The sequence below is a fragment of the Mycobacterium sp. IDUB_24 genome, from assembly GCF_055419385.1.
Map to the genome: position 1 here is coordinate 241,492 of NZ_JBVAXO010000004.1, position 24,413 is coordinate 265,904.

Consider the following 24,413-nt stretch of genomic DNA (forward strand, 5'->3'; position numbering starts at 1 on the left):
CGGTCGATATGTGTATGTGGCGGAAATCTTTTCACGATGCCGGTGCGCGCGTGCTGATCGGACGCGATACCGAATGCCGGGTTCTGGAGGATCTGGTCACGGGAGTGCGGAGCGGGGGCAGGGTTCTGGTGCTGCGCGGGGAGGTCGGTGTCGGGAAGACCGAGTTGCTGAACCATCTTCTCGAGCGGGTCGGGCACTACCGATCGGTACGGGTGACCGGAGTGCCATTCGACATGGATCTCGACTTCGCCGGCCTACAGCAGTTGTGCCGACCGCTGCTCGGCCACCTCGCCGAACTGCCGACTGCCCAACGCGACGCACTGGTGGTGATTCTGGGACTGGGATCCGGTGCGCCGCCGACCGAAAAATTGGTGCACTCAGCCGTTTTGAATTTGCTGACCGCTGCCTGCCGCGATGAGCCGCTGGTCTGGGTCGTCGATGACGCACATTGGCTGGACCCCGTGACGCTGGCGGTTCTGGCTGCTGTGGCGAGGCGATTGACCACCGAACGGGCCGGGTTGGTGTTCGCGACTCGTGACCTCGGGGCAGACGTGTTGAGCGGATTGCCCGAACGGATGATCGGCCCGTTGTCGGATGAGCACGCGCGAGTCCTGCTGGGCACGGTGATGATGACCCGTCTCGACCCGCGCGTCAGCGATCGGATCATCGCCGAGACCCACGGTAATCCGCTTGCTTTGGTTTCACTTCCGCGTGATCGTGCCGCCGCAGAACTTGCCGGGGCGCTGCGCCGCGGCGACACCCCTTCGGGGGCCAAAAGAATCGAACTCGACTATGTAGAGTTGATCCGCGCGCTGCCCGGATCGACTCGGCAGCTGCTCCTCGCCGCTGCGGCCGAGCCGGTCGGCGATGCCGCTGTGTTGGGTCGCGTCGCGGACAGCCTGGGGATCACTGCCGACGTGCTGGCGCCGGCGGTAGCCGCCCGAGTGGTCGAAATAGACTCCGATGTGCGGTTTCTGCACCCACTCGCGCGGTCGGCCGCTTACCACGCTGCCGCCCCGTCCGTACGCCGCGAGATGCACCGTGTACTGGCCGAAGTCACCGATGTCGAGATCGATCCGGACCGCCGGATCTGGCATATCGCCAACGCCGCGACGTGGCCCGACGATGAGGTGGCCGCGCAACTGGAAGTCGCTGCCGGTCATGCGGACGCGAGGAACGGTGTGGCGGTTGCCGCAACATTTCTCGAGCGGGCCGCGGTCCTGACATCGGTTCCGGAACTTCGCTGTGACCGCGCGCTGGCCGCAGCGCGGGCCAAGCTCGATGCCGGCGCCTTTTCCGATGCCGACGAGTTGCTCGCCATGGCGGGCCTCGCACCGATGACCGGCCTGCAGCGGGCGCGAGCCGCGCGGTTGTCCGCGCAGATGGAGTTCGCCAAGCGGCGCAGCGGCGACGGCAGGGCGGCTTCGTTGAGTGAGATCGCATCCCGGATGAGTGATGCTGCAGTCGAATTCGAGCACTTCGACGCTGAGGTGAGCCTTGAGACGCATCTTGAAGCTCTCGCTGCGGCGATGTACGCAGGCCGGCTCGGAGATATCCCGGACGTGGCGCGGACGGCCGAGACCGCGCGGTGCGGTATCGAAAGCCTATCCACCGGTTCTGGGCCGGTGGGCACCGTGTTGCGGGGCATGACGGCTCAGATCATCGGTGTTCCGTATGCCGGGGAGGGATTGCCGGCGGCGGTGGAGGAGCTGGGTGCGCATCGTCGTGATGCCGATTCCCAGGCGTCGCGGTGGATGGTGCCCGCGCTGCTTATCATCCAGCAGTCCACGGCCTATGAACTATGGGATGACGGGTTGGTGCACCGGCTCTCCACGGCGGCAGTGCGACGAGTCCGGGCGTCCGACACGTTGGCACTGCTTCCGGAGACCCTGGCCTACCGGGCCGTCGTGCACATGTTGGCCGGCGAGCTCGTTGCCGCCGAAGACCTTCTGACGGAGGCTGATTCGACCTCCCTGTCGACCCGCTACTACTCACCGCTGCGCTATCACTCTCTTGCGCTGGATGCGTGGAAGGGTGATCCGGACCATCTCGATGCGCTCAAGGCTGGTGCCGAGACGGCATCTGCCTCTGGGGAAGGCCGGGTGCTGGGTCTGGCCCGATATGCGACCGCCGTGCTCTGCAATGGTCTGGGCCGCTATGAGGAGGCGTTCGCCGCGGCCCGGCAGGCTGCCGAGTATGAGGACCTCGGACTGTACGGATGGTATCTGGTCGAACTGATCGAGGCGGCGACCCGCATCGGCAACATCGACGCTGCGCAGGAGGCCTGCGGGCGCCTCACCGAGCGTATATCGGTTCGCGACACGGATTGGGCCCTAGGGACTTTGGCGAGCGCACGGGCTCTGGTGGCCGGCGATGGAGACGCCGAGGCTCACTACCGTGAGGCGATCGACCGGTTGGGACGTACCCGCATCAGGGTCCACCTGGCCCGGGCCCATCTGCGCTACGGGGAATGGCTGCGCCGTCGGAAGCGCCGGTCGGCGGCCAAGGAGCAGCTCACCATCGCGCACGACATGTTCTGTGCCTTTGGTGCCCGGGCTTTCGCCGATCGTGCCGGGCGCGAGTTGATCGCGAAGGGGGAGCGGGCGGGCCGACAGCCGGTTGCCGGCGGCGATGTTCTGACGGCTCAGGAGGCACAGATCGCGCGGCTCGCAGCAGCCGGACTGACCAACGCTGCGATCGGAGAGCAGCTGTTCATCAGCACCCACACCGTCGAGTGGCACCTGCGGAAAGTGTTCGTCAAGCTCTCGGTTACCTCTCGTCGGCAACTTCGGGGCATGTCGGACAGCCTCGCTCACCAGCCTTCGGTAAGTACCCGCTCCAGGGTGTCGGCGTAGAAATCGGCCGCTTCGATGTCGATGCACAATGGCGGCTTGGTTTTCAGGATGTTCTGGTGGTCGCCGGTCGGCTGGATGATCACTCCGAGTTCGAGCATCCGGTCACAGATGAGGGCCGTTTCCTCGGTGGCTGGCTCGAGAGTGTCGGGATCGCGGATCATCTCGACACCCAGGTACAGGCCGACACCGTGAACGGTGCCGATGATCGGATGCCGCCTGGCCAGTTCCTCCAGTCGCGACTTCAGATGCGCGCCGACGCGGGACGCGTTGCCCTGCAGGTCTTCGTCGTTCAGCACGTCGAGCACCGTCATGCCGATCGCGCATGACAGTGGACTGCCGCCGGTGGAGGAGAAGAAGTAGCCCTGGCTGCGGAAGGCGTCGGCGATCGCTCGGCTGGTGACCACCGCCCCCAGGGGGTAGCCGTTGCCGACCGATTTGGCCATCGACACGATGTCGGGGACCACACCCTGCTGGTCGAAGCCCCAAAACCATTCGCCCAGACGGCCGTAGCCGACCTGCACTTCATCCGCGACCGCGTATCCGCCCGCCCTGCGCACCGCCGCGTAGACCTGCGGCAGGTATCCGTCGGGTAGGGCCATGCCGCCGGCGTTGCCGTAGACCGTCTCGCAGATGAATGCAGCCGGTGCGCGCCCCTCGGCGATCAACTGGTCGATCTGGGCCACCGCGTCCACCGCGTATCGCCCGACCTCGCTTCCGCGGTACTTACCGCGGAAGCTGTTGGGCGATTCGACAGTGTGCACCCAATCCGGCCGGGTGGTGAGCGCATTCGGGTTGTCCGCGGTGGAGGTCGACACGGCGTCGGTGCCATACGTCCAGCCGTGATACGCCTCGCGCATTGCCACCACATCGGGGCGCCCGGCCGCCGCGGTCGCCAACCGCAGCGCCAGGTCACTGGCCTCAGATCCGGAGTTGACCAGAAATACCGTGTCCAGCGGGTCCGGTAGCAGCCCAGCGAGTCGTTCGCTGAACTCGACGACGGAGGCATAGTTGAACCGCGAGTTGGTGTTCAGCTTGCGCAGCTGCCGGGTCGCTGCCGCCGCGACTTGCGGGTGCGCGTGGCCCAACACCGTGACGTTGTTGACCATGTCCAGGTAACAACGCCCGCTGGTGGACATCAGGAAGTGTCGCCAGCCCCGTTCGATCCGCGGCGGTCGGCGGTAGTAGTGCTCCTGTACGGGGGCGAACGCCCGGTCGCGCCGGGCCATCAGATCGTGCTCGGCATGTTCGACGGGTAGTGCCGGTAATCCGAGCAGCGGGCGCGGTCTTCGATGTCGGGTTTCACCCAGCCGCCGGCCGTGAAGGCGTCGCTCAGATCATCGGACGTTGCGCCCAGATCCAGCGTCACCACCGGTCCCGGCAGGGCGAGCATCGGCCGGTCAACCTGTATGGGCTCAGACGGTGCAGCCAGTCCGAGGTCGGCCTTGATCAGCGCCGTCATCACGTCCATCGGCACGGAGGTGGCGCACTCGAACATCTGCCACTCGCCGTCGGACTGCTCGGTGAGGTAGTCGTTGTCCGGGTCGAAACCAACCTGATGTGCTCCGCTGACGATCAGCACCGCAGTGCGCAGAACCAGCAACGGCCACAACGCTTCTGCCTCGGCAACACTCAGGGGCCGGATGGCGTGGAAGGCTCGGATGCCGGGCAGCACGGCCACCGGGTCGGCTCCGGGATGTTGCAGTACCGAGGACAGTGTGATGGCCAGTTCGCTCACGGCCCAACTGTCGGCCAGATCGCCGAGATCGATGATGCCGTCGGGGTGCACGGCACCGCCGATGTCACGGGAGACCACGACATTGGCGTCGGTCAGGTCCATGTGCACGGCCTGCCGGGGCAGCGTGACGGCCAGTGGTGCGATGCGTGTCCACGCCTCATCGGCCGCGGTCTCGAGTCGGGAACGCGCAGCGTCGTCACCGACGTGGGCCGCCAGGCGACACACCACCTCGGCGCCGTAACGCAGGTCCCACTGAAGGATCCGGTCGAGGCCGGGATGGCTGAAAGCGGCCAATGCTCGGCTGACCCGCCCGGCCAGTGCACCCAGTTCGGCGATCGTGGCCGGCGGCAGGTAGCCGGACTCGATGAGGGTTCCGCCGGGCAGGTGTCGCAGCAGTCGCACGTAGGCGGTGTCGTCGTTCCGGTTCAAGCCCAGACCGGTTACCGCAGTGAGCTTTTCGCCGCGCTGGTTGGGCAACGGCTGCGCCACGCGCAAATCCGGTTCGGCTGCTGCGATCAGATCCGCGGCCAATTCCTGAGCGGTCAGCTCGATCTCGTTGAACGCGGGGTTCGCGATCTTCAGCACCCCGGTGATCGCGTCGCCGTCACGCACCAGGAAATTCTTATCCTGTTGGCTGCCCAGCGATTTCACGCTTGCCACCAGGCCGAAGTGGGCGGCCAGGATGTCGCGGGCGGACGATTCACCGACCTGGGGTGCGGGCAGCTCAAGCTCGCGCAGAAAGTTGAACCCTACGGTTTCGCGGTCGGCGCTCACCGCCCGACGAACTCCACGACGACCTCGGAGAACGCGTCGTTGTCATCGCCGGCCGCGGTGTGCCCCGCATCGGACAACTCGACGAATTCGGCGGCGGGCACCTTCCTCAGAAAGTCCTGCACGCCTTCGGGGCTGACCACGTCGGAGAGCTTGCCGCGGATCAGCAGGATCGGGATGGACAGGTTCATCGCGGCCGTTTCCAGCTTGTCGACGCGGGCGAACGGATCGTCCTCGGGTTTGGTGAGGAAGGCTGGGTCCCAGTGCCAGTACCAGCGCCCGTCGCGCAGGCGCAGATTCTTCTTCAGGCCCTCGGGGCTGCGCGGCTTGGTGCGGTAGGGCAGGTAGGCCGCGACGGCCTCGGCAGCCTCCTCCAGCGAGTCGAAGCCGTTCACGTTGGTGAACATGAAGTCGCGGATACGCGCGCTCCCGCTCTTCTCGAACCGGGGCACCACATCGACCAGCAGAAGCTTGGTGACCAGTTCCGGGCCTGCCTCATGAGCGGCCAGGATGCTCGTCAGCCCACCCATGCTGGCCCCGATCAGCACCACCGGGCGGCCGACCTGATACAGCACGTGCTGCACGTCGGCGCTCAGCGCCTCCACCGAATAGTTCGCGCTCAGTGAGCGGTCGCTGTCGCCGTGACCACGCGCGTCGAGGGCGATCACGTGCAGGCCGTCGTCGGCCAGGATCTGACCGGTGTTCTTCCAGGAGAACCGGTTCTGCCCACCGCCGTGTAGCAGCAGAACGGTTGGTCGGTCCGCAGCGGACGCGGCGTCCCGGTTCCATTCGTCGCCGACCAGATTCAGGTCATCGACGCCGCGGAACGTGACGACGCGCGATTCGCTGTGCTCGGTTTTCCCGGTACTCACGGACATTCCTCTCGGCAGGCCCCGGGAAGTCACGTTACCCAGGAGGTTTTTCGCCGCATCTGCGACCCGCTGTTTCTAGAATTGTCAATCGTGCAGATCGAGCCGGGCCCCGCGGCGGATGAGGTGGTGGGCGACGTCAGCGAGCGTGACGTCATCATCGAGGCCGCCTTCAGTTGCCTTTCCGAGCCCCATCGCGGAGCGGTGCCGGTGGCAGTGATGCTGGCCAAGACCGGATTGTCCACCCGAGCCTTCTATCGGCATTTCGAATCCAAGGATGCGTTGTTCCTGGCCATGATGCGGGGTGAGGGTGACTCGTTGGCCCGCCGGCTCGACCGGATCGCCGCGCAATTCAACGGCTCTCCCGCCGATCAGCTGCGGGTCTGGCTCGACCAACTTTTCGGCCTGCTGCTGGACGAGCGGCTGTCAATGCACATGACGGTGCTCGATTCGGACGAGGTGCGTGCGGCCAAGGGCTATCGCTCGGCCCGTGAGCAGTGGCACGACGACCGCGAACGATCACTGGCGGCCATCCTGCGCAGGGGTCTCGACGACGGGTCGTTTCCGCTGGCCAAACCGAAGCAGGACGCGGTCGCCATCGGCGCGGTGGTCAGCCACGTGCTGTCCCGGCTCATCTCCGACGGCGAGTGCGAGGTCACGCAGGCCGCGGTGGTGGACTTTGCGCTGCGCGCGGTAGGGGCGCGCATCACGTGCAGGGAGCCCGGCAGCACCTAGGAGAGTCACCCGCGCGGCCTATTCGGGACTGCCGGTACCGCTTATTGCGATGTGACCGGTGCCACGTACGTTGGACCGCACGCGTGCCATCGCACGCGTCACTGCAGTGCCACCGAGGAGCAGATGAATGGCAGACGACAGCGTCGACGTCGAGCCGGTCGAGACCGAGAAGTCGAGCCAGTCCGCCCTTGAAACCGAGGGTGTCGAAGAGGCTGACGACGAGGCTGCTGACGACGAGCGTGAACACGCCGAGGACGCGACAACCAAGCCGCGGGGCTTCGTGCGCTCATACACAGGGCTTGTCGGAGTGGCGCTGGTCGTGGCGCTGGCGGCACTGACAGGTTGGCTGGGCTACGACTTCTACCAGGTCCACCACGAACAGCAGCGGCGTGACATGTTCGTGGAGACCGCGCGGCAGGGTGCGACCAATCTGACGAGCATCGACTGGGAACACGCCGAAGACGACATCCAGCGGGTCCTCGATTCATCGACCGGACGGTTCTACGACGATTTCGAGAGACGTTCGAAGTCGTTCCTCGACGTGGTCAAGCAGATCAAGTCGAAGTCTGTAGGCACGGTGACCGCCTCGGGTTTGGAGTCTTACTCGGATGGCAAGGCCGACGTGCTCATGTCCGTGACCGTTCGGTCTACGAATGCGGGTGTGCCCGAGCAAGCTCCGCAGGTGTGGCGAATGGTGTTGACGGTGCAGGATATTGATGGCCAGGCGAAGGTTTCCAACGTGGAGTTCATCCAGTGAGCGGCCGGCACAAGATGCCGCCGGCGGGGCGGCGTAAGGCGAGAGCGGATTCTGCGGAGACCACCGAGCCGGCAGGCACTGAACAGGAAAGCGCTGAACAGGTAAGCCTCGAGGAGGCGGGCCCTGAGCCCGAGGACACCGCGCCCGAGGACACCGCGCCCGAGGGGGCGGCAGTCGAGGAAACGGTCGACGCCGGCGCAGACGAGCCCGTCGAGGAGCCCGTCGCGGCAGCCGAACCCGAGTCGTCCCCCGGCCGCTCGCGGATCAGCGTGCCGATCGTGCTGGCGGCGATCGCGTTGGTGTTGGCAGTGGCCTCCGGGGTGTTCCGGTGGCTGACTGTGGTGCAAAACGAAAGCGACACGGCCCGAGTCGAATCGGTTCAAGCGGCCAAAGAGATCACCGTCCAGATGCTGTCGTATGAGACCGAAACTGTCGATCAGCAGCTCACCGCGGCCCGAGACCGGATGACCGGGGAGTTCCTCGGTACCTACACCGCGATGATCAACGAGGTGATCCCGGCCGCGCACGCTCAGCGGATCGCTGCCGTCGCCGATGTGCTGCGGATCGGGACGGTCACCGCGAAGCCGGACAGCGTCGAGGTGGTGCTGTTCGTCAACCAGAGCGTCCAGGTGGGAGACAACATGCCGGAGAAGACACCGTCGGTGGCACGGGCCACGATGGTCAAAGACGGTGGCAGCTGGCTGATGTCCAAGTATGAGCCGGTGCCGCTGTGACCGAGCCGCGTTGGATCGATGTCGCCACCCCCGCGGTGCAACTGCGGGCGCTGGCGTGGGGCCCTGACGATGGTCCGGTTGCGTTGTGCCTGCATGGTTTTCCCGACACGGCCTACGGCTGGCGCAAGGTGGCGCCGGTTCTGGCAGAGGCCGGCTGGAAAGTGGTGGCACCGTTCATGCGGGGTTACGTTCCCTCGTCGGTCCCGGCCGACGGGAGCTATCATGTCGGTGCGCTCATGGACGACGCGCTGCGCCTGCTGCAGGCGGTCGGGCCGACCGGACGCGATGTGATCATCGGCCACGACTGGGGCGCCATGGCCGCTTCGGGTGTGGCTGCGCTGCCGGACAGCCCATTCAAGAAGGCCGTGATCATGTCGGTGCCGCCGTTGGCATCGTTTCAGCCGTTGGGCCGGGTGCCCGACGCCGGCAAGCTGTTGGCCCGGTTGCCGCGTCAGGCGCTGCGCAGCTGGTACATGATGTACTTCCAATTGCCTTGGCTTCCTGAGCGTTCCGCGTCCTGGGTGGTGCCCCGGCTGTGGAAGACATGGTCGCCGGGATACGACGCGGCCGAGGACCTACGCCATGTCGACGCCGCGATCGGTGCGCCGGACCGGTGGCGTGCCGCGCTGGGCTACTACCGGGCGACGATCCGCATGAGCAACCCGCCGGCGCAGTACGCCGAGCTGCACAAGCACTGGCTGTTGCCTCCGGTGTTGCCGTCGCTGTACCTGCATGGCACTGACGATGGCTGTGCCACATCGGATTACATCCGGTGGGTGCGCGAGGTGCTGCCAGCGGGTAGCGATGCCCACCTCGTCGAATCCGGCGGCCACTTCCTGCAGCTCGATCAGCCGGACGTCACGGCCGCCCGCATCCTGGACTTCGTCGGACGTGCCGGCTAACCGACTCACTGCGGTCGATGCGCAGATGTTCTGGATGTCGTCCAGAATGCCCAACGACACCTTCCTGCTGTACGGATTCGACGGTGTACCTGCCGACCTGCCGGGCGCACTCGGCGAGTTGGTCGCCAATGCGTGCACCAGCCCGGACCTGTCGCAACGGATCGATGACAGTTCGCGGCTGCACTACCCGGCCTGGACGCCGGCCCGGGTCGACGAATCCCGGTTCGTGGTGCACGATCTCGATCAGCCGACCTGGCTGGGTTGCCTGGCCGCCGTCAGTGAGCTGGTGGACGCTCAGCTCGATGCGCAACTGGCGCCGTGGCGGGTGCACGTATTCCCCGGAGTCGAGGGGATACCCGGCGTGGCCGGTGCCGGCACCGTTGCGGTCCTGCAGATCACCCACGCCCTCGGCGGCGGTGGCCGCACCTGCGGTCCGGCGGCGGTGATGTTCGGCCGTCCGGGGCCGGTTGCGCCGGTGACACCGGTGCACGGAAATCCCGCGATGCTGCCGTGGCGAAGCGTCGAGGCGGCCCGTGCGTACCGGCAGCTGGTGGCTGACACCGAGGCCGGGCGGGTGCCGCCGGCCGCGACGCCCCGTCCGCCGCTCCGGACCAACGACCATCCGACGGGTATCCGCAGCATGCGGACGGTTGTCCGCGATCGGGCGCAGCTGTCCGGCGCCACCGTGACAGTGTGTGCCCTGGCCGGCATCTCCGAGGCCCTGGCCGGTCAGCTCCATGAGCTCGGGACGGATCCGGCCACCCTTGGCGCCGAGGTGACCATGGCGAAATCCGGTCCACGCCAGGCGTACAACCATTTCGGCACGGTCGGCGTGGGCCTGCATCCGTCGCTACCGGTGACGCCGCGGCGCGACGCTATCGCCGGTGAGCTGGCGGCGCGCCGGGCGCGCGCCGGGCACCCCGCGATGCGGGCCTCGGAGCGTGCGTTCGCCGCCACCCCGGCTCCGCTGTTGCGTTGGGGGATCGGCCAATTCAATCCCGACGTGCGTTCGTCGACCGTCACCGGAAACACCGTGGTGTCGAGCGTGAATTGCGGTGCCGCGGACTTCAGCTTCGGCGGCATGCCGGTGCGGTTGGCGGCCGCGTTTCCCGGGTTGTCGCCGATGGTGGGGCTCACCCACTGCGTGACGGGTGTGGGGGACACCATCTCGATCAGCGTGTTCGCGGCGGAGTCGGCGATCGGGGACGTCGACGGGTACCTCGACCGGCTCGAAGCCAGCTTGTGATCCGCCTTCCGGGCTAGCCGCGGCGCAGCATCGCGATGCTGACATCCAGGGCGGACTCCAGGTAGCTGAGGTCACCGGAGGCCAACATCACGCTGACGCCACCCTGGATCCCTGCCAGGACTGCCGCGCCCACCTGGTCAGCATCCAGACCGGCGGCCATCTTCCCCTGCGACTGCATATGCCGGATACCGGCGGCGATCTCGTCATGCCATTGCCGCAGTAGGGCTTTGGTGACGGCCTGGGCGCCGGGAGTGGTACGGCCGATCTCCGACATCAGGAGGCTCAGCGGGCAACTCTGCCCTTGGCGTCGATACCGCTCGACCACGGCGTCACGCCAGCGTTGCCAGGCCGCCCATGAGGTCAACTCGCCGAGATAGGGCTGCTGATCCTCCAGCACCATCTGGGCCTCGCGTTCGGCGACCGCGAGCAGCAATTGGTCCTTGCCGTCGGGGAAGTAGTGGAACAGCTGACTCTTGGAGGTCTGGGTGTGGGCCCGGATGTCGTCGAGCGTGGTGGCGGCCACACCGTGGCTGCGGATCACCGCGGCGGCGCCCTCGATGATCCGGCGCCGGGTGGTCTCGCCCTTGGACGTCAACTTTTGGACTTGCAGGTCCATTTTTAGCGGCCTATACCTGGACTCATGAGTCCAAACACTACGCGCCTGCAGGGCCGTACAGCACTTGTCACGGGTTCCACCGGCGGCCTCGGCGTCGCCATCGCCAAGGCTCTCGCGGCCCAGGGCGCCTTCGTCATAGTCAGCGGCCGCAGCAAGGAGCGTGGTGATGCCGTCGTCGCCGAGATCCGCTCAACCGGAGGGCGGGCCGAGTTTGTCGCCGCCGATCTCGGGGCCGGGGCAGACGAGGTGCAGCGCCTCGCGCGACAGTCCACCGAGGCCGCCGGCGGTCAGATCGACATCCTGGTCAACAACGCGGGGGTGTGGGGGATGCCGGAACCCACCGGCGTGGTGTCCGAGCAAGCACTGCTCGAGTCGTATCAGACCAACGTCATCGCACCCTTCCTGCTGACCGGCGCCCTGGTGCCGGCGATGGCCGAGCGTGGCCACGGCGCAGTCGTCAACGTCGGGTCGATCACCGGGTTGATCGGAGGAGATCAATCGGCGCTGTACTCGTCGACCAAGGCGGCCGTGCACTCGCTGACCAAGTCGTGGGCGGTCGAATACGGTCCGCGCGGGGTGCGGGTGAATGCCGTGGCCCCGGGGCCCATCGCCACGGAGCGGGCGCTGGAGGCTGTCGATCACGTCGCACCGGTGCTCGCCCGTATCCCGTCGCGGCGGATGAGCACGCCCGAGGAGGTCGCTGCGGCGGTCGTGTTCCTGGCCGGTGAAGACGCCGGCAACATCCACGGGGCGATCCTCAGTGTGGATGGGGGCTGGGCGGCGGCTTAACAGATGTCCTACATTCTGTTGCATGCCTTCCTCCGCTTACGACACTGCGATCCTGCTCCTGCGCGTGGTTCTCGGCCTCACCATGGCAGCACACGGCTACAACAAGTTCTTCGGTGGCGGGCGGATCCCCGGCACTGCGGGATGGTTCGACAGCATCGGTATGAAGCCGGGCCTGTTCCACGCCCGGGTCGCGGCCAGCACCGAGATCGCCGCCGGCCTCGGGCTGGCTTTGGGCCTGCTCACCCCGGTGCCCGCAGCCGGGTTCGTGGCGCTGATGCTGGTGGCGGCCTGGACCGTGCACCGGCACAACGGCTTCTTCATCGTCAAGGAAGGCTGGGAGTACAACTTGATCCTGGCGGTGGCCGCGGTGGCGATCGCCGGCACCGGCGCCGGCCGCTACAGCCTTGATCACCTGCTGTTCTCCAACTGCAGCTTCTACCACCTTCTGTACGGCTGGTGCGGCCTGGCGATCGCCATCGTTCTCGGCCTGGCCGGTGGCATCGGCCAGCTGGTGATCTTCTTCCGCCCGCCGGTGAAGACCAACTAGATCTCCGCCGAGCAGACGCATATGCACCTTGTGCACCGGCGTGTCGGGTACATATGTGTCTGTTCACGTGAGGACGGAATAGAACACGTTCTAGTCTGACCGGCATGGGTTTTCTCAAACAGGTATCTCCCGAGATCGACTTCGAGCAGTGGAGCAAGGGCACCCGCGCGGAGAAGATCCGGCCGATGGCGCGGCACTGGGCGGAGGTCGGCTTCGGGACTCCGATTGCGTTGCACCTCTTCTATGTCGTGAAGATCCTGGCGTACATCCTGGGTGCCTGGCTGATCGCCTTGGGCACTCAGGGCGTCGACGGATTCACGAACGTCGCGGCCTGGTATGCGGAGCCGATCGTCTACCAGAAGGTTGTGTTCTACACGATGCTGTTCGAGGTCATCGGCCTCGGCTGCGGCTTCGGCCCACTCAACAACCGGTTCTTCCCGCCCATGGGATCGGTCCTGTACTGGTTGCGGCCCAAGACGATTCGGCTGCCACCGTGGCCGACCCGGGTGCCACTGACCAAGGGGGACAGCCGCACCGTCGCCGACGTCGTGCTGTACGGGGCGCTGCTGGTGGTGTTGGTCATCGCCCTGTTCTCGCAGGGCACCGGGCCCATCCCGGAACTCGGCAGCGAGATCGGCGTGCTGCCGGTGTGGCAGACCGCCACGATCATCGGTCTGCTGGCCGTGGCCGGCCTGCGCGACAAGGTGATCTTCCTGGCCGCCCGCGGCGAGGTGTACGGCTCGCTGGCGGTCTGCTTTCTCTTCAGCGGTGGGGACATCATCATCGCGGCCAAGCTGGTTTGCATGGTGATCTGGCTGGGCGCGGCGACCTCGAAGCTCAACAAGCACTTCCCGTTCGTCATCTCCACGATGATGAGCAACAATCCGGTGTTCCGGCCTCGCTGGATCAAGCGGAGATTCTTCGAGCACTTCCCCGATGATCTCCGGCCGGGGCGGCCGTCGCGGTTTTTGGCCCACTTCTCCACTGCCATCGAGGGTTTGGTGCCGTTGGTGCTGTTCTTCTCCCACGGTGGCTGGGTGACCGCCATTGCCGCGTTTGTCATGCTGGTGTTCCACTTCGGCATCCTGAGCTCCATTCCGATGGGCGTGCCGCTGGAGTGGAACGTCTTCATGATGTTCTCGGTGCTGGCGCTGTTCGTCGGGCACGCCGGTATCGGGCTGGGGGATCTCACCAGCCCGTGGCCGCTCGTGTTGTTCGCCGTGGTCGCGGGCACGGTGGTGCTGGGAAACCTGTTCCCGCGCAAGGTCTCGTTCCTGCCGGGTATGCGCTACTACGCGGGTAACTGGGACACCTCCCTGTGGTGCGTCAAGCCCTCGGCAGCGGAGAAGATCGAGAAGCACATCGTCGCGATCGCCAGCATGCCCGCCGCGCAGATGGAGCGGTACTACGGCAGCCCGGAGACCGCCCAGATGTATCTGTACATGGGATATGCGTTCCGCGGCTTCAACTCTCACGGCCGGGCCCTATTTACCCTGGCGCACCGGGCGATGGCCGGACACAACGAGGACGACTACACGCTCACCGACGGGGAGCGCATCGTCTCGACCGCCATCGGCTGGAACTTCGGCGACGGGCACATGAGCAACGAGCAACTGGTGGCAGCCCTGCAGAAGCGGTGCCACTTCGAGCCGGGGGAGGTGCGCATCGTCATGCTCGACGCTCAGCCGATCCAGCATCAGACCCAGCAGTACCGGCTCGTCGACGCGGCCACCGGAGAATTCGAGCGGGGATACGTCAAGGTCGCCGACATGGTGACGCGCCAGCCCTGGGATGACGAGCTGCCGGTCTACACCGTGGAATCGGCGGACAACAACTAGCGCATGACGTCGCGCACCTTGACGCTCTCGATGTCCCGCAGCATGAGGATGCGCGCGGTGTCGAGGTGCTTGCGCCAGTGCGCCTCGGCCGCGTCACCGTCACCGGAGCGGATGATCTGGATCAGCTTGCGGTAGGACCGCATCAGCTTGTCGTAGTCGGACTTGGACACCGGCCTGCGCTCCTTGAACAGGAAGGCATGGTGGCGCACGGTGATCTCGTGCAGCATGCCGGCGATGATGCCGAGTGTCGCGTTGCCCGACAGCTCGACGACCCGGCGGTGAAAGTCGCCGGTGGTCGCGGCCAGTTGGTCTGACTGATGGTCTTTCGGGATGTGCTCGTCGAGCATGCGCTCAAGTTCGGCGAATGCGGCCTCGTCACCCTTCTCGGCGAGCAGGCGGGCGGCCATCGGCTCGATCGCCGCGCGGCCCACCAGGAGGTCGGCGATGTCGGCGCCGGAGAGTTCGAGCAGCAGCCCGGCCGGACGGGCGACGATCTCGGGGCCGGGAACACGAACCCGCGCTCCGGTGCGGGAGCCACGTCGTACCTCGACCAGACGCTCGGATTCCAGCACCCGCACGGCCTCGCGCAGCGTCGGCCTGCTGACCCCGAAGTGCTCCATGAGTTCGGCTTCGTTGGGCAGGAAGTCGCCCTCTTTGAGCTGGCCGTCGACGACCATGCGCCGTAACGTGCCTGCGACGAGCTCGGCGGTCTTGGGGGAACGGACCGGTGCCTGCGGTGCGATCGCGTCAGGGCCGATCATCGGCGCCAGCGGTGTGGTTCGAGCCACCAGACACTCCCAGGTGAGACAACTTTGCGCCGGCCGGATGGCCAGCTGTACAACTCAGTAAACCATCTGTACACCGAGGAAACGGTATGTCAGGCCCTACCAACCAGTAGGTTGACCTAGTAAACCTACTGGGATATTTTCACCTCGAGTGCCCCATCGGGTCCAACCGGGGTAGCGCCCCAACCCTTCAAAGGAGAAGTCATGGCTGAAGCCGTCATCGTCGAGGCCGTCCGGTCACCTGTCGGGAAGCGCAACGGCGCCCTGTCCGGTGTGCATCCGTCGGAGCTGTCGGCCCAGGTGCTCAACGGCCTGGTGCAGCGCGCCGGCATCGACCCCGCCCTCGTCGACGACGTCATCTGGGGCTGCGTCATGCAGGCCGGTGAGCAGGCCCTCGACATCGCCCGCACCGCCCTGCTGACCGCCGGCTGGCCCGAGACCGTTCCCGGCGTGACCGTCGACCGCCAGTGCGGTTCCAGCCAGCAGTCCCTCCACTTCGCCGTCGCAGGCGTCGTCGCCGGGCACTACGACGTCGTCGTCGCCGGTGGCGTCGAGTCGATGTCGCGCACCCCCATGGGATCGTCGCTGGCAAGCGGCGGGCACCCGTACCCCGACGCCTTCCGGGCGCGCTACGACAACAAGACCCCCAACCAGGGTGTCGGCGCCGAGATGATCGCCGAGCAGTGGGGGCTGTCGCGCACCCAGCTCGACGAGTTCTCGCTGCGGTCACACGAAAAGGCCGCTGCCGCACAGGACGCGGGCGCCTTCAAGGATCAGATCGTGGGGATCACAGATCAGGACGGCAACGCAGTTCTGGAGGACGGCGGCATCCGTCGCGGCGGCACGGTCGAGTCCATGGCCGCCATCAAGCCGGCTTTCAAGGAGGACGGTGTGATCCACGCCGGTAACTCCAGCCAGATCTCCGACGGCTCGGCCGCACTGCTGGTGATGTCCGCCGACAAGGCAAAAGACCTGGGGCTCAAGCCACTTGCCAAGGTGCACACCGCAGTGCTCGCCGGCGCCGATCCGGTCATCATGCTGACCGCGCCGATCCCGGCCACCCAGAAGGCGCTGGCCAAGTCAGGCCTGACTGTCGATCAGATCGGCGCGTTCGAGGTCAACGAGGCGTTCGCCCCGGTGCCGATGGCCTGGCTCAAGGACATCGGCGCAGACGAGGAGCGTCTGAACCCCAACGGCGGTGCCATCGCTCTGGGCCACCCGCTCGGCGGCTCCGGTGCCCGTATCCTGACCACCCTGCTTTACCACATGCGGGACAACAACATTCAGTACGGCCTGCAGACCATGTGCGAGGGTGGCGGCCAGGCCAACGCGACCATCCTGGAGCTCCTGTGACCGACAACCAGCCCGGTGCGCTCGTAGAGAAGCGCGGCAACGTACTGCTGATCACCATCAACCGGCCCGAGGCGCGCAACGCGATCAACGCCTCGGTCAGCATCGCCGTCGGCGACGCACTGGAGCAGGCCCAGAACGATCCCGAGATCCGCGCGGTCGTGCTCACCGGATCGGGTGACAAGTCGTTCTGCGCGGGCGCCGATCTCAAGGCGATCTCGCGGGGTGAGAACCTCTTTCACCCCGAGCATTCAGAATATGGATTCGCCGGCTACGTCAGCCATTTCATCGACAAGCCGACGATCGCCGCGGTCAACGGCACCGCGCTGGGCGGCGGCACCGAACTGGCCCTGGCCAGTGACCTGATTGTCGCCGAGGAAAGCGCCAAATTCGGTCTGCCCGAGGTGAAGCGGGGCCTGATCGCCGGCGCCGGTGGCGTGTTCCGCATCGCCGAGCAGCTGCCCCGCAAGGTGGCGAACGAACTGCTGTTCACCGGTGAGCCGATGCCGTCGGCCGACGCACTGCGCTGGGGACTGATCAACCAGGTCGTGCCAGACGGCACCGTTGTGGACGCCGCGCTCAAGCTGGCCGAACGGATCACCGGCAACGCACCGCTGGCCGTGCAGGCCAGCAAGCGCGTCGCCTACGGCGTCGACGAGGGCGTCATCACCGGTGACAAGGACGGATGGAAGCGCACCAACCGCGAATTCACCACTCTGCTTCAGACCGAGGACGCCAAGGAAGGGCCGATGGCCTTCGCTCAGAAGCGTGAACCTGTTTGGAAGGCAAGGTAAGCCATGAAGCGGCAGATCTACAGCGCGGAACACGAAGCATTCCGCGAGACGGTCAAGGAATACATCGAGCGTGAGCTCGTCCCCAACTCCGAGAAGTGGGAGACCGAGCGCATCGTCGACCGGTCGGCATACACGGCCGCCGGCAAGTACGGCGTCATCGGCTTCAACATGCCCGAGGAGTTCGGCGGCGGCGGCTCGGATGACTTCCGGTTCAACGCCATCATCGACGAGGAGGTCGCCAAGGCCGGCGTGCACGGCCCGGCGCTGAGCCTGCACAACGATGTCGTCGGTCCGTACTTCAAGGACCTCACCAACGACGAGCAGAAGAAGCGCTGGCTGCCCGGCATCGCCAGCGGCGAGACCATCATCGCCGTCGCGATGACCGAACCGGGTGCGGGCAGCGATCTGGCCGGTATCCGCACGTCGGCGGTGCGCGACGGTGACGACTGGATCATCAACGGGTCCAAGACATTCATCTCGTCAGGCATCAACTGCGACCTGTGCGTCGTGGTGGCCCGCACCGACCCCGAGGCCGGCCACAAGGGCTTCACGCTGTTCGTGGTGGAGCGGGGCATGGAGGGCTTCACCCGTGGCCGCAAGCTCGACAAGATGGGCCTGCACAGTCAGGACACCTCTGAGCTGAACTTCGAGAACGTACGCGTGCCGGGCGCCAACCTGCTGGGCAAGGAAGGTCGCGGTTTCTACCACCTGATGACCAACCTGCCGTCGGAGCGGCTCTCGATCGCCATCTCGGCGATCTATGGTGCCCGTGCGGTCTTCCAGGAGACGCTGCAATATGCCAAGGACCGCAAGGCATTTGGTCAGCCGATCGGTAGCTTCCAGCACAACCGGTTCCTGCTCGCCGAGATGGAGACCGAGCTGGAGGTCACCGAGACCTACATCGACCGCTGCCTGCAGGGCGTGGTCGACGGTGAGCTGACGGCGGTCGAAGCCGCCAAGGCCAAGTGGTGGGCGACCGAGGTCGCCAAGAAGGTCGTCGACAATTGCGTGCAGTTGCACGGCGGCTACGGCTACATGATGGAGTACCGCGTCGCACGTGCCTACGTGGACGGACGTATCCAGACGATCTTCGGTGGCACCACCGAGATCATGAAGGAGATCATCGGCCGCGAGCTCGGCGTCTAGTTCTCTCGCGAGCAGACGCAAATGTCCCCGACACATCGGCGTGTCGGGGACATTTGCGTCTGCTCGCGCTGAGTCGCGCAGAGAAAGAGATCAGCCGATCGGGGCGTCGGCGGCCGGGGTGGCTTCCGGGGCCTTCGTCGTGGTCGTGGTGCTGGTGCCCGAGACGGTCGGCACCAGGGCCTCCGGCGGGGTGTTGGGATCGAGCACGGCGTCGATCAGGTAGATCCGGGCGTTCTGCGCCTGGATGGGGCCGCAAACCAGCTTGGCGGTGTCGTTGACCTTGATGTCGCCGCCCTTGCCGCTCACCTTGACCTCGGCGCCCTGCTGGGTCGGCCGCTGGCCCTTGACGTCATCGGGGCCGAGCAGGCCGAGGAACGCGTGGTAGTAGTCCAGGCTGGTGAGCGCGGCCGGATCGGCCTTGAGCGCGTCGAGCTTGCCGGGCTCCATGGCGGCGAACGCGTCATTGGTCGGCGCGAAGATCACGTACGGGCCGTTGTCGAGCACCGGCACGATGTTGACGTCAGGGTTCAGCCCGCCCGACAGCGCCGCGTTGAAGGTGCTGATGTCCGGGATGCTGGCCAGAACCTTGCCGGCCGGCAGATCCGCGAGGCTCTTCCAATCCGGCATGGCCTTCTTGAAGTTGTCGCAGCCCGAGCCCTGCGGGTCGGGGATCTCCACCACCGGAGCTGCGGTCGTCGTCGGCGCCGGGTCGGCGTAGGCGGTGACGGCCAGCGGTAGCGACGCCGTGATGGCGGCGACTGCCGCAGCAACGCCCAGTGTCTTGGTGCGAGTCTTCATTTGGTGGGTTTTCCTCCCGCTCAGGCCTAGCCTTTATTCGTCGGCTGCCGGTGCCGCGTTACGCGGTTCGCCGCGCGACTATGGCGAGCGACCGCGAGCACCACCGGCTCAGCGTTCCCCGCGGCGCCGCATCGGATGGTAAGCGCTACGTTGCGGTTACGGCAAAGCCGAGCTGTCCACTTTGACCGTCTCAGTGTCTGTGACCTGGGCTTTTCTGATGCTGAGACAAAGTCCCGCGGCGACGAAGCACAGGCCGGCGGCCAATTGGAAGGCCAGGTCGTAATCGCCGTTGAGATCCCGCAGCCACCCTGCACCAGCCGCTGCGATGGCCGCGCCGATCTGGTGGGAGGCGAAGACCCAGCCGAACACCACTGGCGAACGATCCCCGAAGTAGTCGCGGCACAGCACGATCGTCGGCGGCACGGTGGCCACCCAGTCCAGGCCGTAGAAGATGACGAAGACCCAGGTGCTCGGTTCGGCGTGCGGCGAGAGCAGTGACGGCAGCAGCATCAGTGACAGGCCGCGGCCCACGTAGTAGACCAACAACAGCAGCCGGGGGTCCACGCGGTCGGTGAGCCAGCCGGAGAACACCGTGCCGGCGACGTCGAGAATTCCGATGGTGGCGAGGAGGCCGGCGGCGACCGTCGTGGGCATGCCGTGGTCGTTGGCCGCCGGAATGAAGTGCGTGCCGATCAGACCGTTGGTTGTCATTCCGCAGATCGCGAAGCTCCCGGCCAGCAGCCAGAACACGCGCGTCCGCGCGCCGATGCGGAGACCGTCGAATGCGGTCTTGAAGCCGCCCGCCGGCGGGGCGGACGGGGCAAGCTCAGTTGCTCCGTACGGGGCCAGACCCAGGTCGGCGGGGCGGTTGCGCATGAAGACCGCGACGAGCGGGACGACGGCCAGTGAGGCGGCCGCGACGATCAACGATGCCCAGCGCCAGCCGTGTTGTGTGGTGACGGCCGCGACGACCGGCAGGAACAGCAGTTGTCCGGTGGCGCTGGCGGCGGTGAGAACACCGGTGACCAGTCCGCGGCGCTGCTCGAACCAGCGGGTGGCGATGGTCGCGACGAATCCCATCGAAATCGACCCGGTGCCGATCCCGACCAGGACGCCCCACAGCAGCACCAACTGCCAAGTGGCCGTCATGGCGATGCTGCAGGCCGAACCCGTCGCGATCAGCAGCAGTGACACGGTCAGCACCGGCCGGACCCCGAAGCGGTCCATGAGTGCGGCGGCGAACGGCGCGGTGAGCCCGTACAGCATCATGTTGACCGACATCGCCAGCCCGACCGTGCCGTGCGACCAGCCGAACTCGTGGTGCAGCGGATTCATCATCACGCCCGGAATGGACCGGAACCCGGCCGCGCCCAGGATTGCCACGAAGCTCACCGCGGCGACCACCCAGGCCCAATGGATGCGGACGCGCTGGGGGACCGCGGCCCGGCCGAGGTTTCGAGTCACCCGACCACTGTTGCCGAGGATGGCGGTCCAGGCCAGAGGGGTAAACGACAGCCACCATCAAAAACATGCCACCCGTGAGAGCCGGCGGGCTGCTGTCTACCATGACCGGCATGCCAGAGCCGCTGATCGTGTCCGTCGCCGGTCATACCCCGCAGATCGACCCGGATGCCTGGGTTGCCCCCAATGCCAGTGTGATCGGCCAGGTTTCGCTGGCCCCAGGTACCAGCGTCTGGTACGGCGCCACGTTGCGCGCCGAGGTCGAGCCAATCGAGGTCGGTGAGGGCAGCAACATCCAGGACGGGGTGACCGTCCACGTCGACCCGGGTTTTCCGTGCCGGATCGCCACGGGCGTGACGGTGGGGCACAACGTGGTGCTGCACGGCTGCACCGTCGAGCAGGACAGCCTGGTCGGGATGGGCGCGGTGGTGCTCAACGGAGCGGTGATCGGGGCCGGGTCACTGGTCGCCGCCGGTGCGGTGGTGCCCCAGGGCATGGTGGTGCCGCCGCGTTCGCTGGTGGCTGGTGTGCCCGCCAAGGTGCGCCGGGAACTCAGTGATGACGAGGTCGGCCACAACCAGCTCAACGCGGCGGCCTACACGCATCTCACCGGTTTGCACCGAGAGGCGGATTGAGTCGCGCGAATCCGTCTTGCCGGAAGTACGGGAAGTAGGGATACGGCGCCTCGCGGGTGCTTGCGGCATCCAGTCGCGCGATCTGCTCGGCATCCAGTGCCCACCCGACCGCGCCGAGGTTGTCGCGTAACTGCCGCTCGTCACGGGCCCCGATGATGACCGACGAGACCGTCGGCCTGCGCAGCAGCCAGTTGAGTGCGACCTGTGGCACGGTTCTGCCGGTTTCTGCGGCGATTGCATCGAGCGCGTCGACGACACCGTAGAGGAAGTCGTCGTCGACCGGCGGCCCGGCGTCCGCGGTGGCGTGCAGCCGGCTGCGCTGCGGCAGCGGGCGGCCGCGGCGGATCTTCCCGGTGAGCCGGCCCCAGCCCAGAGGACTCCACACCAGCGCGCCGATGTCTTCGGCCATCGCCAGCGGCATGAGTTCCCATTCGTAATCGCGTCCGAGCAGTGAGTAGTACACCTGGTGTGCGATATACCTTGGGCGATCGTGTTTTTCGGCGAGGCTCAGGGATTTCATCAGCTGCCATCCGGAGAAGTTCGACACTCCGGTGTAGCGCACCTTGCCTTGCTCGACGAGCGTGTCGAGTGCTTGCAGTACCTCCTCGATCGGCGTGAACGCGTCGTAGGCATGCAACTGGAACAGGTCGATCCGGTCGGTCTGCAGACGTGTCAGCGCGGAATCGACGGCCCGCAACAGGCGCGCCCGTGAGGTACCCCAGTCGTCGGGGCCGGTCGGCAGCGCGGCCTTCGTGGAGATCAGCACGCGGTCGCGGCGTCCGCGCAGAGCTGCGCCGAGCACCTCCTCCGAGGCGCCGTCGGAGTACACGTCCGCGGTGTCGAACAGATTGATGCCGGCCTCCAGGGCCAGATCGACCATCGCCCGTGCCTGGTCGACCCCGGTGTCGCCCCAGGCGCCGAAGAACTCGCCCGAGCCACCGAAAGTCGCTGCGCCGAAGCTCAGCTCGGAGACCATGAGGTCAGAGTCGCCCACTCTGCGATATTCCATTACCACTCCTTAACGGGATTGTCTTCCTGATAAGGAACGCGGCGCTAACGGGATAATATTCCTATTAAGATGAGTCGCATGGCAGCTGAACGACCGGGCGGGCGCACCGCGGCGGTGCGCGAAGCGGTGTTGCGCGCGACGGCCGACCTACTCATCGAGGAGGGGTTGGCTGGTCTGGAACTGACTGCTGTGGCCGAACGGGCCGGTGTCGGCAAGTCGACGGTGTACCGACGGTGGGGTTCGGTTCCGGCCTTGGTGGCAGACCTCCTGGCCGACATGGCCGAACAGTCGGTGCGCCGGGCCGACACCGGATCGCTGCGCGGTGATCTCCGGGCCAACGCGACCCTGGTGCGTCGCACCCTCAACGATGCGCGCCAAGGCAGGTTGTTCAAGGCCGCTGTCGCGGCGGCGACCTGCGACCGACACACCGCCGACGCGTTGCAGCTGTTCTACGACCGGCGAATCGCGGAGTGGGCCGGATGTGTGACCGATGCGATGGAGCGGGGCGAAGCGCCGGCCGGAACCGATGCCGCTGCGGTCATCCGGCAGGTCTCCGCCCCGCTCTACTACCAATTCCTCACCAGCACGCGAACTCTCACGGTTGCCGACGCGCATCGTGCGGTCGACGCCGCGATCGCGGCCGTCGTTGCGGGGGTGTTCGCCTAGCGCAGCGGGTGCGCCAGCTCGTCGCGCGGCATCCGCGCAGCCCCCACCGCCACCGCGGCCAGCACGGCAGGCAGCAGCCCGGCCACCAGGAAGATGGACTCCATCGAGACCACCTTCGACAGCGGGCCGACGATCGCGAACGACAGCGGCATGAACGCCAGCGACACGAAGAAGTCGAGGCTCGAGACCCGGCCCAGCATCTCCGTCGGCACCCGGCGCTGCAGTAGCGTTCCCCAGATCACCATTCCGGCGCCGTCGGTGACGCCGACGCAGAATGTGGCCGCGGCCATCAACGGGAACGACGACGTGACGCCGACGATCACCAGCGGCACCGATCCCAGGCCCCACATCAGCATCATCGTGGTCAGGTAGCGCCGTGGCATCCGGCGCGAGGACACCGTCAATGCCCCCAGCGCGCTGCCGAATCCGAAGAACGCCAATATGAATCCGTAGGCGCGGGCGCCGTCGGCGAACCGGTCCTGGGCGATGAACGGCAGCAGTACCTCGATCGGCCCGAGGACGACGAGCACGAACATGCTGGCGAACAACAGCGTCCACAGCAGCCACGGGGTGCGGACCATGAACGCGAAACCATCACGCAGATCACGCAGTACGTGCGGCTGATCTCGATCATCGGGTGCTGCAATCGAATCCACTGCCGGGCGGGTCGCGACCAGCAGGGCCAGGCCCAGGCCGAACAGCACCGCCACCACCACGGCGCCCAGTGAAGGGAAGGTCGCGGCGATCACCATGCCCGCCACCGCGGGCCCGACAGAACGCTGGAAAACCGGACGCACCACACCCTCAACACCATTGGCCGCCAACAGTTGTTCGGGCGGCAGGATGCGCGGCAGTAGCGCGCTGTAGGCGGGGAAGAAGAACGCCGCGGCGATGCCGAGAATGCCCGACGCGACGGCCAGATGCCAGATCTTGAGCACGTCGAGCAGGCCCAGCACCGCGATGGTCGTGACCGCTACCAGATTGACGGTCTCGACCGCGATGATGATCGTGCGCTGGTTGATCCGGTCGGCGGTGATGCCGCCGACGAGAACGAACGCCACCAGCCCGGCGCCGAGGCAGGTGGCCACCAGCGACAGTGAGGCCGGATCGTTGTCGATTGCGATGACCTGCAAGGCCATCACCACCGACCACATGCCCTCGGCGAAGATCGACAGCGTGACCGCGGCGATCAGCAGCCGGTATTCGCGGATGCGGAAGGGGGCGAGCACGCGCCAGCCGCCGGTCTGATCAACCGGCGCCTGGATGTCGCGTTGCATGCTCACAACATTCGATGGTGCCTACCCGGAGCGGGTTGCGTCCAACGATTTTCGCCCGCGAGCAGACGTAAAGCTGCCCATTTCGACGCGAGAAAGGG

21 protein-coding genes and 1 pseudogene are annotated in these 24,413 nt (G+C 66.6%); 14 read left to right on the forward strand and 8 right to left on the reverse strand.

Features of this window, described 5'->3' with window-relative positions; translation table 11 throughout:
- Positions 1–14 precede the first annotated feature (14 nt).
- Complete coding sequence (locus ACZYZF_RS16550) at positions 15–2,855, forward strand: helix-turn-helix transcriptional regulator (RefSeq protein ID WP_463836306.1); 2,841 nt, start codon at positions 15–17, stop codon at positions 2,853–2,855.
- On the opposite strand, the pseudogene ACZYZF_RS16555 reads toward ACZYZF_RS16550, so the two are convergent.
- Both ACZYZF_RS16555 and ACZYZF_RS16560 read right to left on the reverse strand, forming a co-directional pair.
- A pseudogene (locus ACZYZF_RS16555) lies at positions 2,813–5,364 on the reverse strand (aminotransferase family protein). The gene ACZYZF_RS16550 and the pseudogene ACZYZF_RS16555 overlap by 43 nt on opposite strands.
- On the reverse strand, positions 5,361–6,233 hold the full coding sequence (locus tag ACZYZF_RS16560; RefSeq protein WP_463746325.1) for an alpha/beta fold hydrolase: 873 nt from the start codon (positions 6,231–6,233) through the stop codon (positions 5,361–5,363). Before ACZYZF_RS16560 ends, ACZYZF_RS16555 begins: the two are co-directional and overlap by 4 nt.
- 90 nt (positions 6,234–6,323) lie before the next feature.
- On the opposite strand from ACZYZF_RS16560, the gene ACZYZF_RS16565 reads away from it, so the two are divergent.
- The 5 genes from ACZYZF_RS16565 (at position 6,324) to ACZYZF_RS16585 (ending at position 10,604) form a co-directional block, all read left to right on the forward strand.
- Positions 6,324–6,965, forward strand: coding sequence for a TetR/AcrR family transcriptional regulator (locus ACZYZF_RS16565; protein WP_463746326.1), 642 nt, complete (start codon positions 6,324–6,326; stop codon positions 6,963–6,965).
- A 127-nt stretch (positions 6,966–7,092) separates the two neighbouring features.
- Entirely contained in the window at positions 7,093–7,722 is a 630-nt protein-coding gene (locus ACZYZF_RS16570) for an Mce protein (RefSeq protein WP_463836307.1), read from the forward strand.
- The gene (locus ACZYZF_RS16575; RefSeq protein ID WP_463836308.1) at positions 7,719–8,456 is read left to right on the forward strand and encodes a hypothetical protein; all 738 of its coding nucleotides are present in this window, start codon (positions 7,719–7,721) and stop codon (positions 8,454–8,456) included. The genes ACZYZF_RS16570 and ACZYZF_RS16575 overlap by 4 nt, the downstream gene beginning before the upstream one ends.
- Positions 8,453–9,358 carry an alpha/beta fold hydrolase gene (locus tag ACZYZF_RS16580; protein WP_463746329.1) on the forward strand — a complete coding sequence of 302 codons (906 nt, stop codon included), beginning with the start codon at positions 8,453–8,455 and terminating at the stop codon, positions 9,356–9,358. The genes ACZYZF_RS16575 and ACZYZF_RS16580 overlap by 4 nt, the downstream gene beginning before the upstream one ends.
- Positions 9,348–10,604 carry a WS/DGAT domain-containing protein gene (locus ACZYZF_RS16585; RefSeq protein WP_463836309.1) on the forward strand — a complete coding sequence of 419 codons (1,257 nt, stop codon included), beginning with the start codon at positions 9,348–9,350 and terminating at the stop codon, positions 10,602–10,604. Before ACZYZF_RS16580 ends, ACZYZF_RS16585 begins: the two co-directional genes overlap by 11 nt.
- A gap of 13 nt (positions 10,605–10,617) precedes the next feature.
- Here ACZYZF_RS16585 and ACZYZF_RS16590 read toward each other — a convergent pair whose 3' ends face one another.
- Positions 10,618–11,220 (reverse strand): TetR/AcrR family transcriptional regulator, encoded by a 603-nt coding sequence (locus tag ACZYZF_RS16590; RefSeq protein WP_463836310.1) that lies wholly within the window; start codon positions 11,218–11,220, stop codon positions 10,618–10,620.
- A gap of 24 nt (positions 11,221–11,244) precedes the next feature.
- Between ACZYZF_RS16590 and ACZYZF_RS16595 the strand changes: the two genes are divergently transcribed.
- The 3 genes from ACZYZF_RS16595 to ACZYZF_RS16605 all read left to right on the forward strand — a co-directional run bounded on the left by ACZYZF_RS16595 (position 11,245) and on the right by ACZYZF_RS16605 (position 14,394).
- The gene (locus ACZYZF_RS16595; protein WP_463836311.1) at positions 11,245–12,009 is read left to right on the forward strand and encodes an SDR family NAD(P)-dependent oxidoreductase; all 765 of its coding nucleotides are present in this window, start codon (positions 11,245–11,247) and stop codon (positions 12,007–12,009) included.
- A gap of 22 nt (positions 12,010–12,031) precedes the next feature.
- Positions 12,032–12,556: a DoxX family protein gene (locus ACZYZF_RS16600; RefSeq protein WP_463746332.1), complete on the forward strand. Its 525-nt coding sequence runs from the start codon at positions 12,032–12,034 to the stop codon at positions 12,554–12,556.
- A gap of 104 nt (positions 12,557–12,660) precedes the next feature.
- Entirely contained in the window at positions 12,661–14,394 is a 1,734-nt protein-coding gene (locus ACZYZF_RS16605) for a DUF3556 domain-containing protein (RefSeq protein WP_463836312.1), read from the forward strand.
- Here the strand turns inward: ACZYZF_RS16605 and ACZYZF_RS16610 are convergent.
- A complete protein-coding gene (locus ACZYZF_RS16610) occupies positions 14,391–15,182 on the reverse strand; it encodes a FadR/GntR family transcriptional regulator (RefSeq protein ID WP_463746334.1) in 792 nt (263 codons plus the stop codon). The two genes, ACZYZF_RS16605 and ACZYZF_RS16610, sit on opposite strands and share 4 nt — an antisense overlap.
- 201 nt (positions 15,183–15,383) lie before the next feature.
- Between ACZYZF_RS16610 and ACZYZF_RS16615 the strand changes: the two genes are divergently transcribed.
- Genes ACZYZF_RS16615 through ACZYZF_RS16625 form a run of 3 tightly spaced genes read left to right on the forward strand, consistent with a single transcriptional unit; the run spans position 15,384 to position 18,469 of the window.
- Positions 15,384–16,532 (forward strand): thiolase family protein, encoded by a 1,149-nt coding sequence (locus ACZYZF_RS16615; protein WP_463836313.1) that lies wholly within the window; start codon positions 15,384–15,386, stop codon positions 16,530–16,532.
- On the forward strand, positions 16,529–17,323 hold the full coding sequence (locus ACZYZF_RS16620; RefSeq protein WP_463836314.1) for a crotonase/enoyl-CoA hydratase family protein: 795 nt from the start codon (positions 16,529–16,531) through the stop codon (positions 17,321–17,323). Before ACZYZF_RS16615 ends, ACZYZF_RS16620 begins: the two co-directional genes overlap by 4 nt.
- Before the next feature lie 3 nt (positions 17,324–17,326).
- A complete protein-coding gene (locus tag ACZYZF_RS16625) occupies positions 17,327–18,469 on the forward strand; it encodes an acyl-CoA dehydrogenase family protein (RefSeq protein ID WP_463836315.1) in 1,143 nt (380 codons plus the stop codon).
- A 90-nt stretch (positions 18,470–18,559) separates the two neighbouring features.
- Here the strand turns inward: ACZYZF_RS16625 and ACZYZF_RS16630 are convergent, their stop codons facing one another.
- Positions 18,560–19,267, reverse strand: coding sequence for a fasciclin domain-containing protein (locus ACZYZF_RS16630; RefSeq protein WP_463746338.1), 708 nt, complete (start codon positions 19,265–19,267; stop codon positions 18,560–18,562).
- Between the two features lie 156 nt (positions 19,268–19,423).
- Entirely contained in the window at positions 19,424–20,731 is a 1,308-nt protein-coding gene (locus ACZYZF_RS16635; RefSeq protein WP_463746339.1) for an MFS transporter, read from the reverse strand.
- Between the two features lie 110 nt (positions 20,732–20,841).
- Here ACZYZF_RS16635 and ACZYZF_RS16640 point away from each other — a divergent pair, with 110 nt between their 5' ends.
- On the forward strand, positions 20,842–21,363 hold the full coding sequence (locus tag ACZYZF_RS16640) for a gamma carbonic anhydrase family protein (protein WP_463746340.1): 522 nt from the start codon (positions 20,842–20,844) through the stop codon (positions 21,361–21,363).
- On the opposite strand, the gene ACZYZF_RS16645 is transcribed toward ACZYZF_RS16640, so the two are convergent.
- Positions 21,335–22,372 (reverse strand): aldo/keto reductase, encoded by a 1,038-nt coding sequence (locus ACZYZF_RS16645; protein ID WP_463746341.1) that lies wholly within the window; start codon positions 22,370–22,372, stop codon positions 21,335–21,337. The genes ACZYZF_RS16640 and ACZYZF_RS16645 overlap by 29 nt on opposite strands.
- Positions 22,373–22,450: 78 nt before the next feature.
- Here ACZYZF_RS16645 and ACZYZF_RS16650 point away from each other — a divergent pair, with 78 nt between their 5' ends.
- Complete coding sequence (locus tag ACZYZF_RS16650; protein ID WP_463746342.1) at positions 22,451–23,038, forward strand: TetR/AcrR family transcriptional regulator; 588 nt, start codon at positions 22,451–22,453, stop codon at positions 23,036–23,038.
- On the opposite strand, the gene tet(V) is transcribed toward ACZYZF_RS16650, so the two are convergent.
- On the reverse strand, positions 23,035–24,315 hold the full coding sequence (gene tet(V), locus ACZYZF_RS16655; RefSeq protein ID WP_463746570.1) for a tetracycline efflux MFS transporter Tet(V): 1,281 nt from the start codon (positions 24,313–24,315) through the stop codon (positions 23,035–23,037). The genes ACZYZF_RS16650 and tet(V) overlap by 4 nt on opposite strands.
- Between the last annotated feature and the right edge of the window lie 98 nt (positions 24,316–24,413).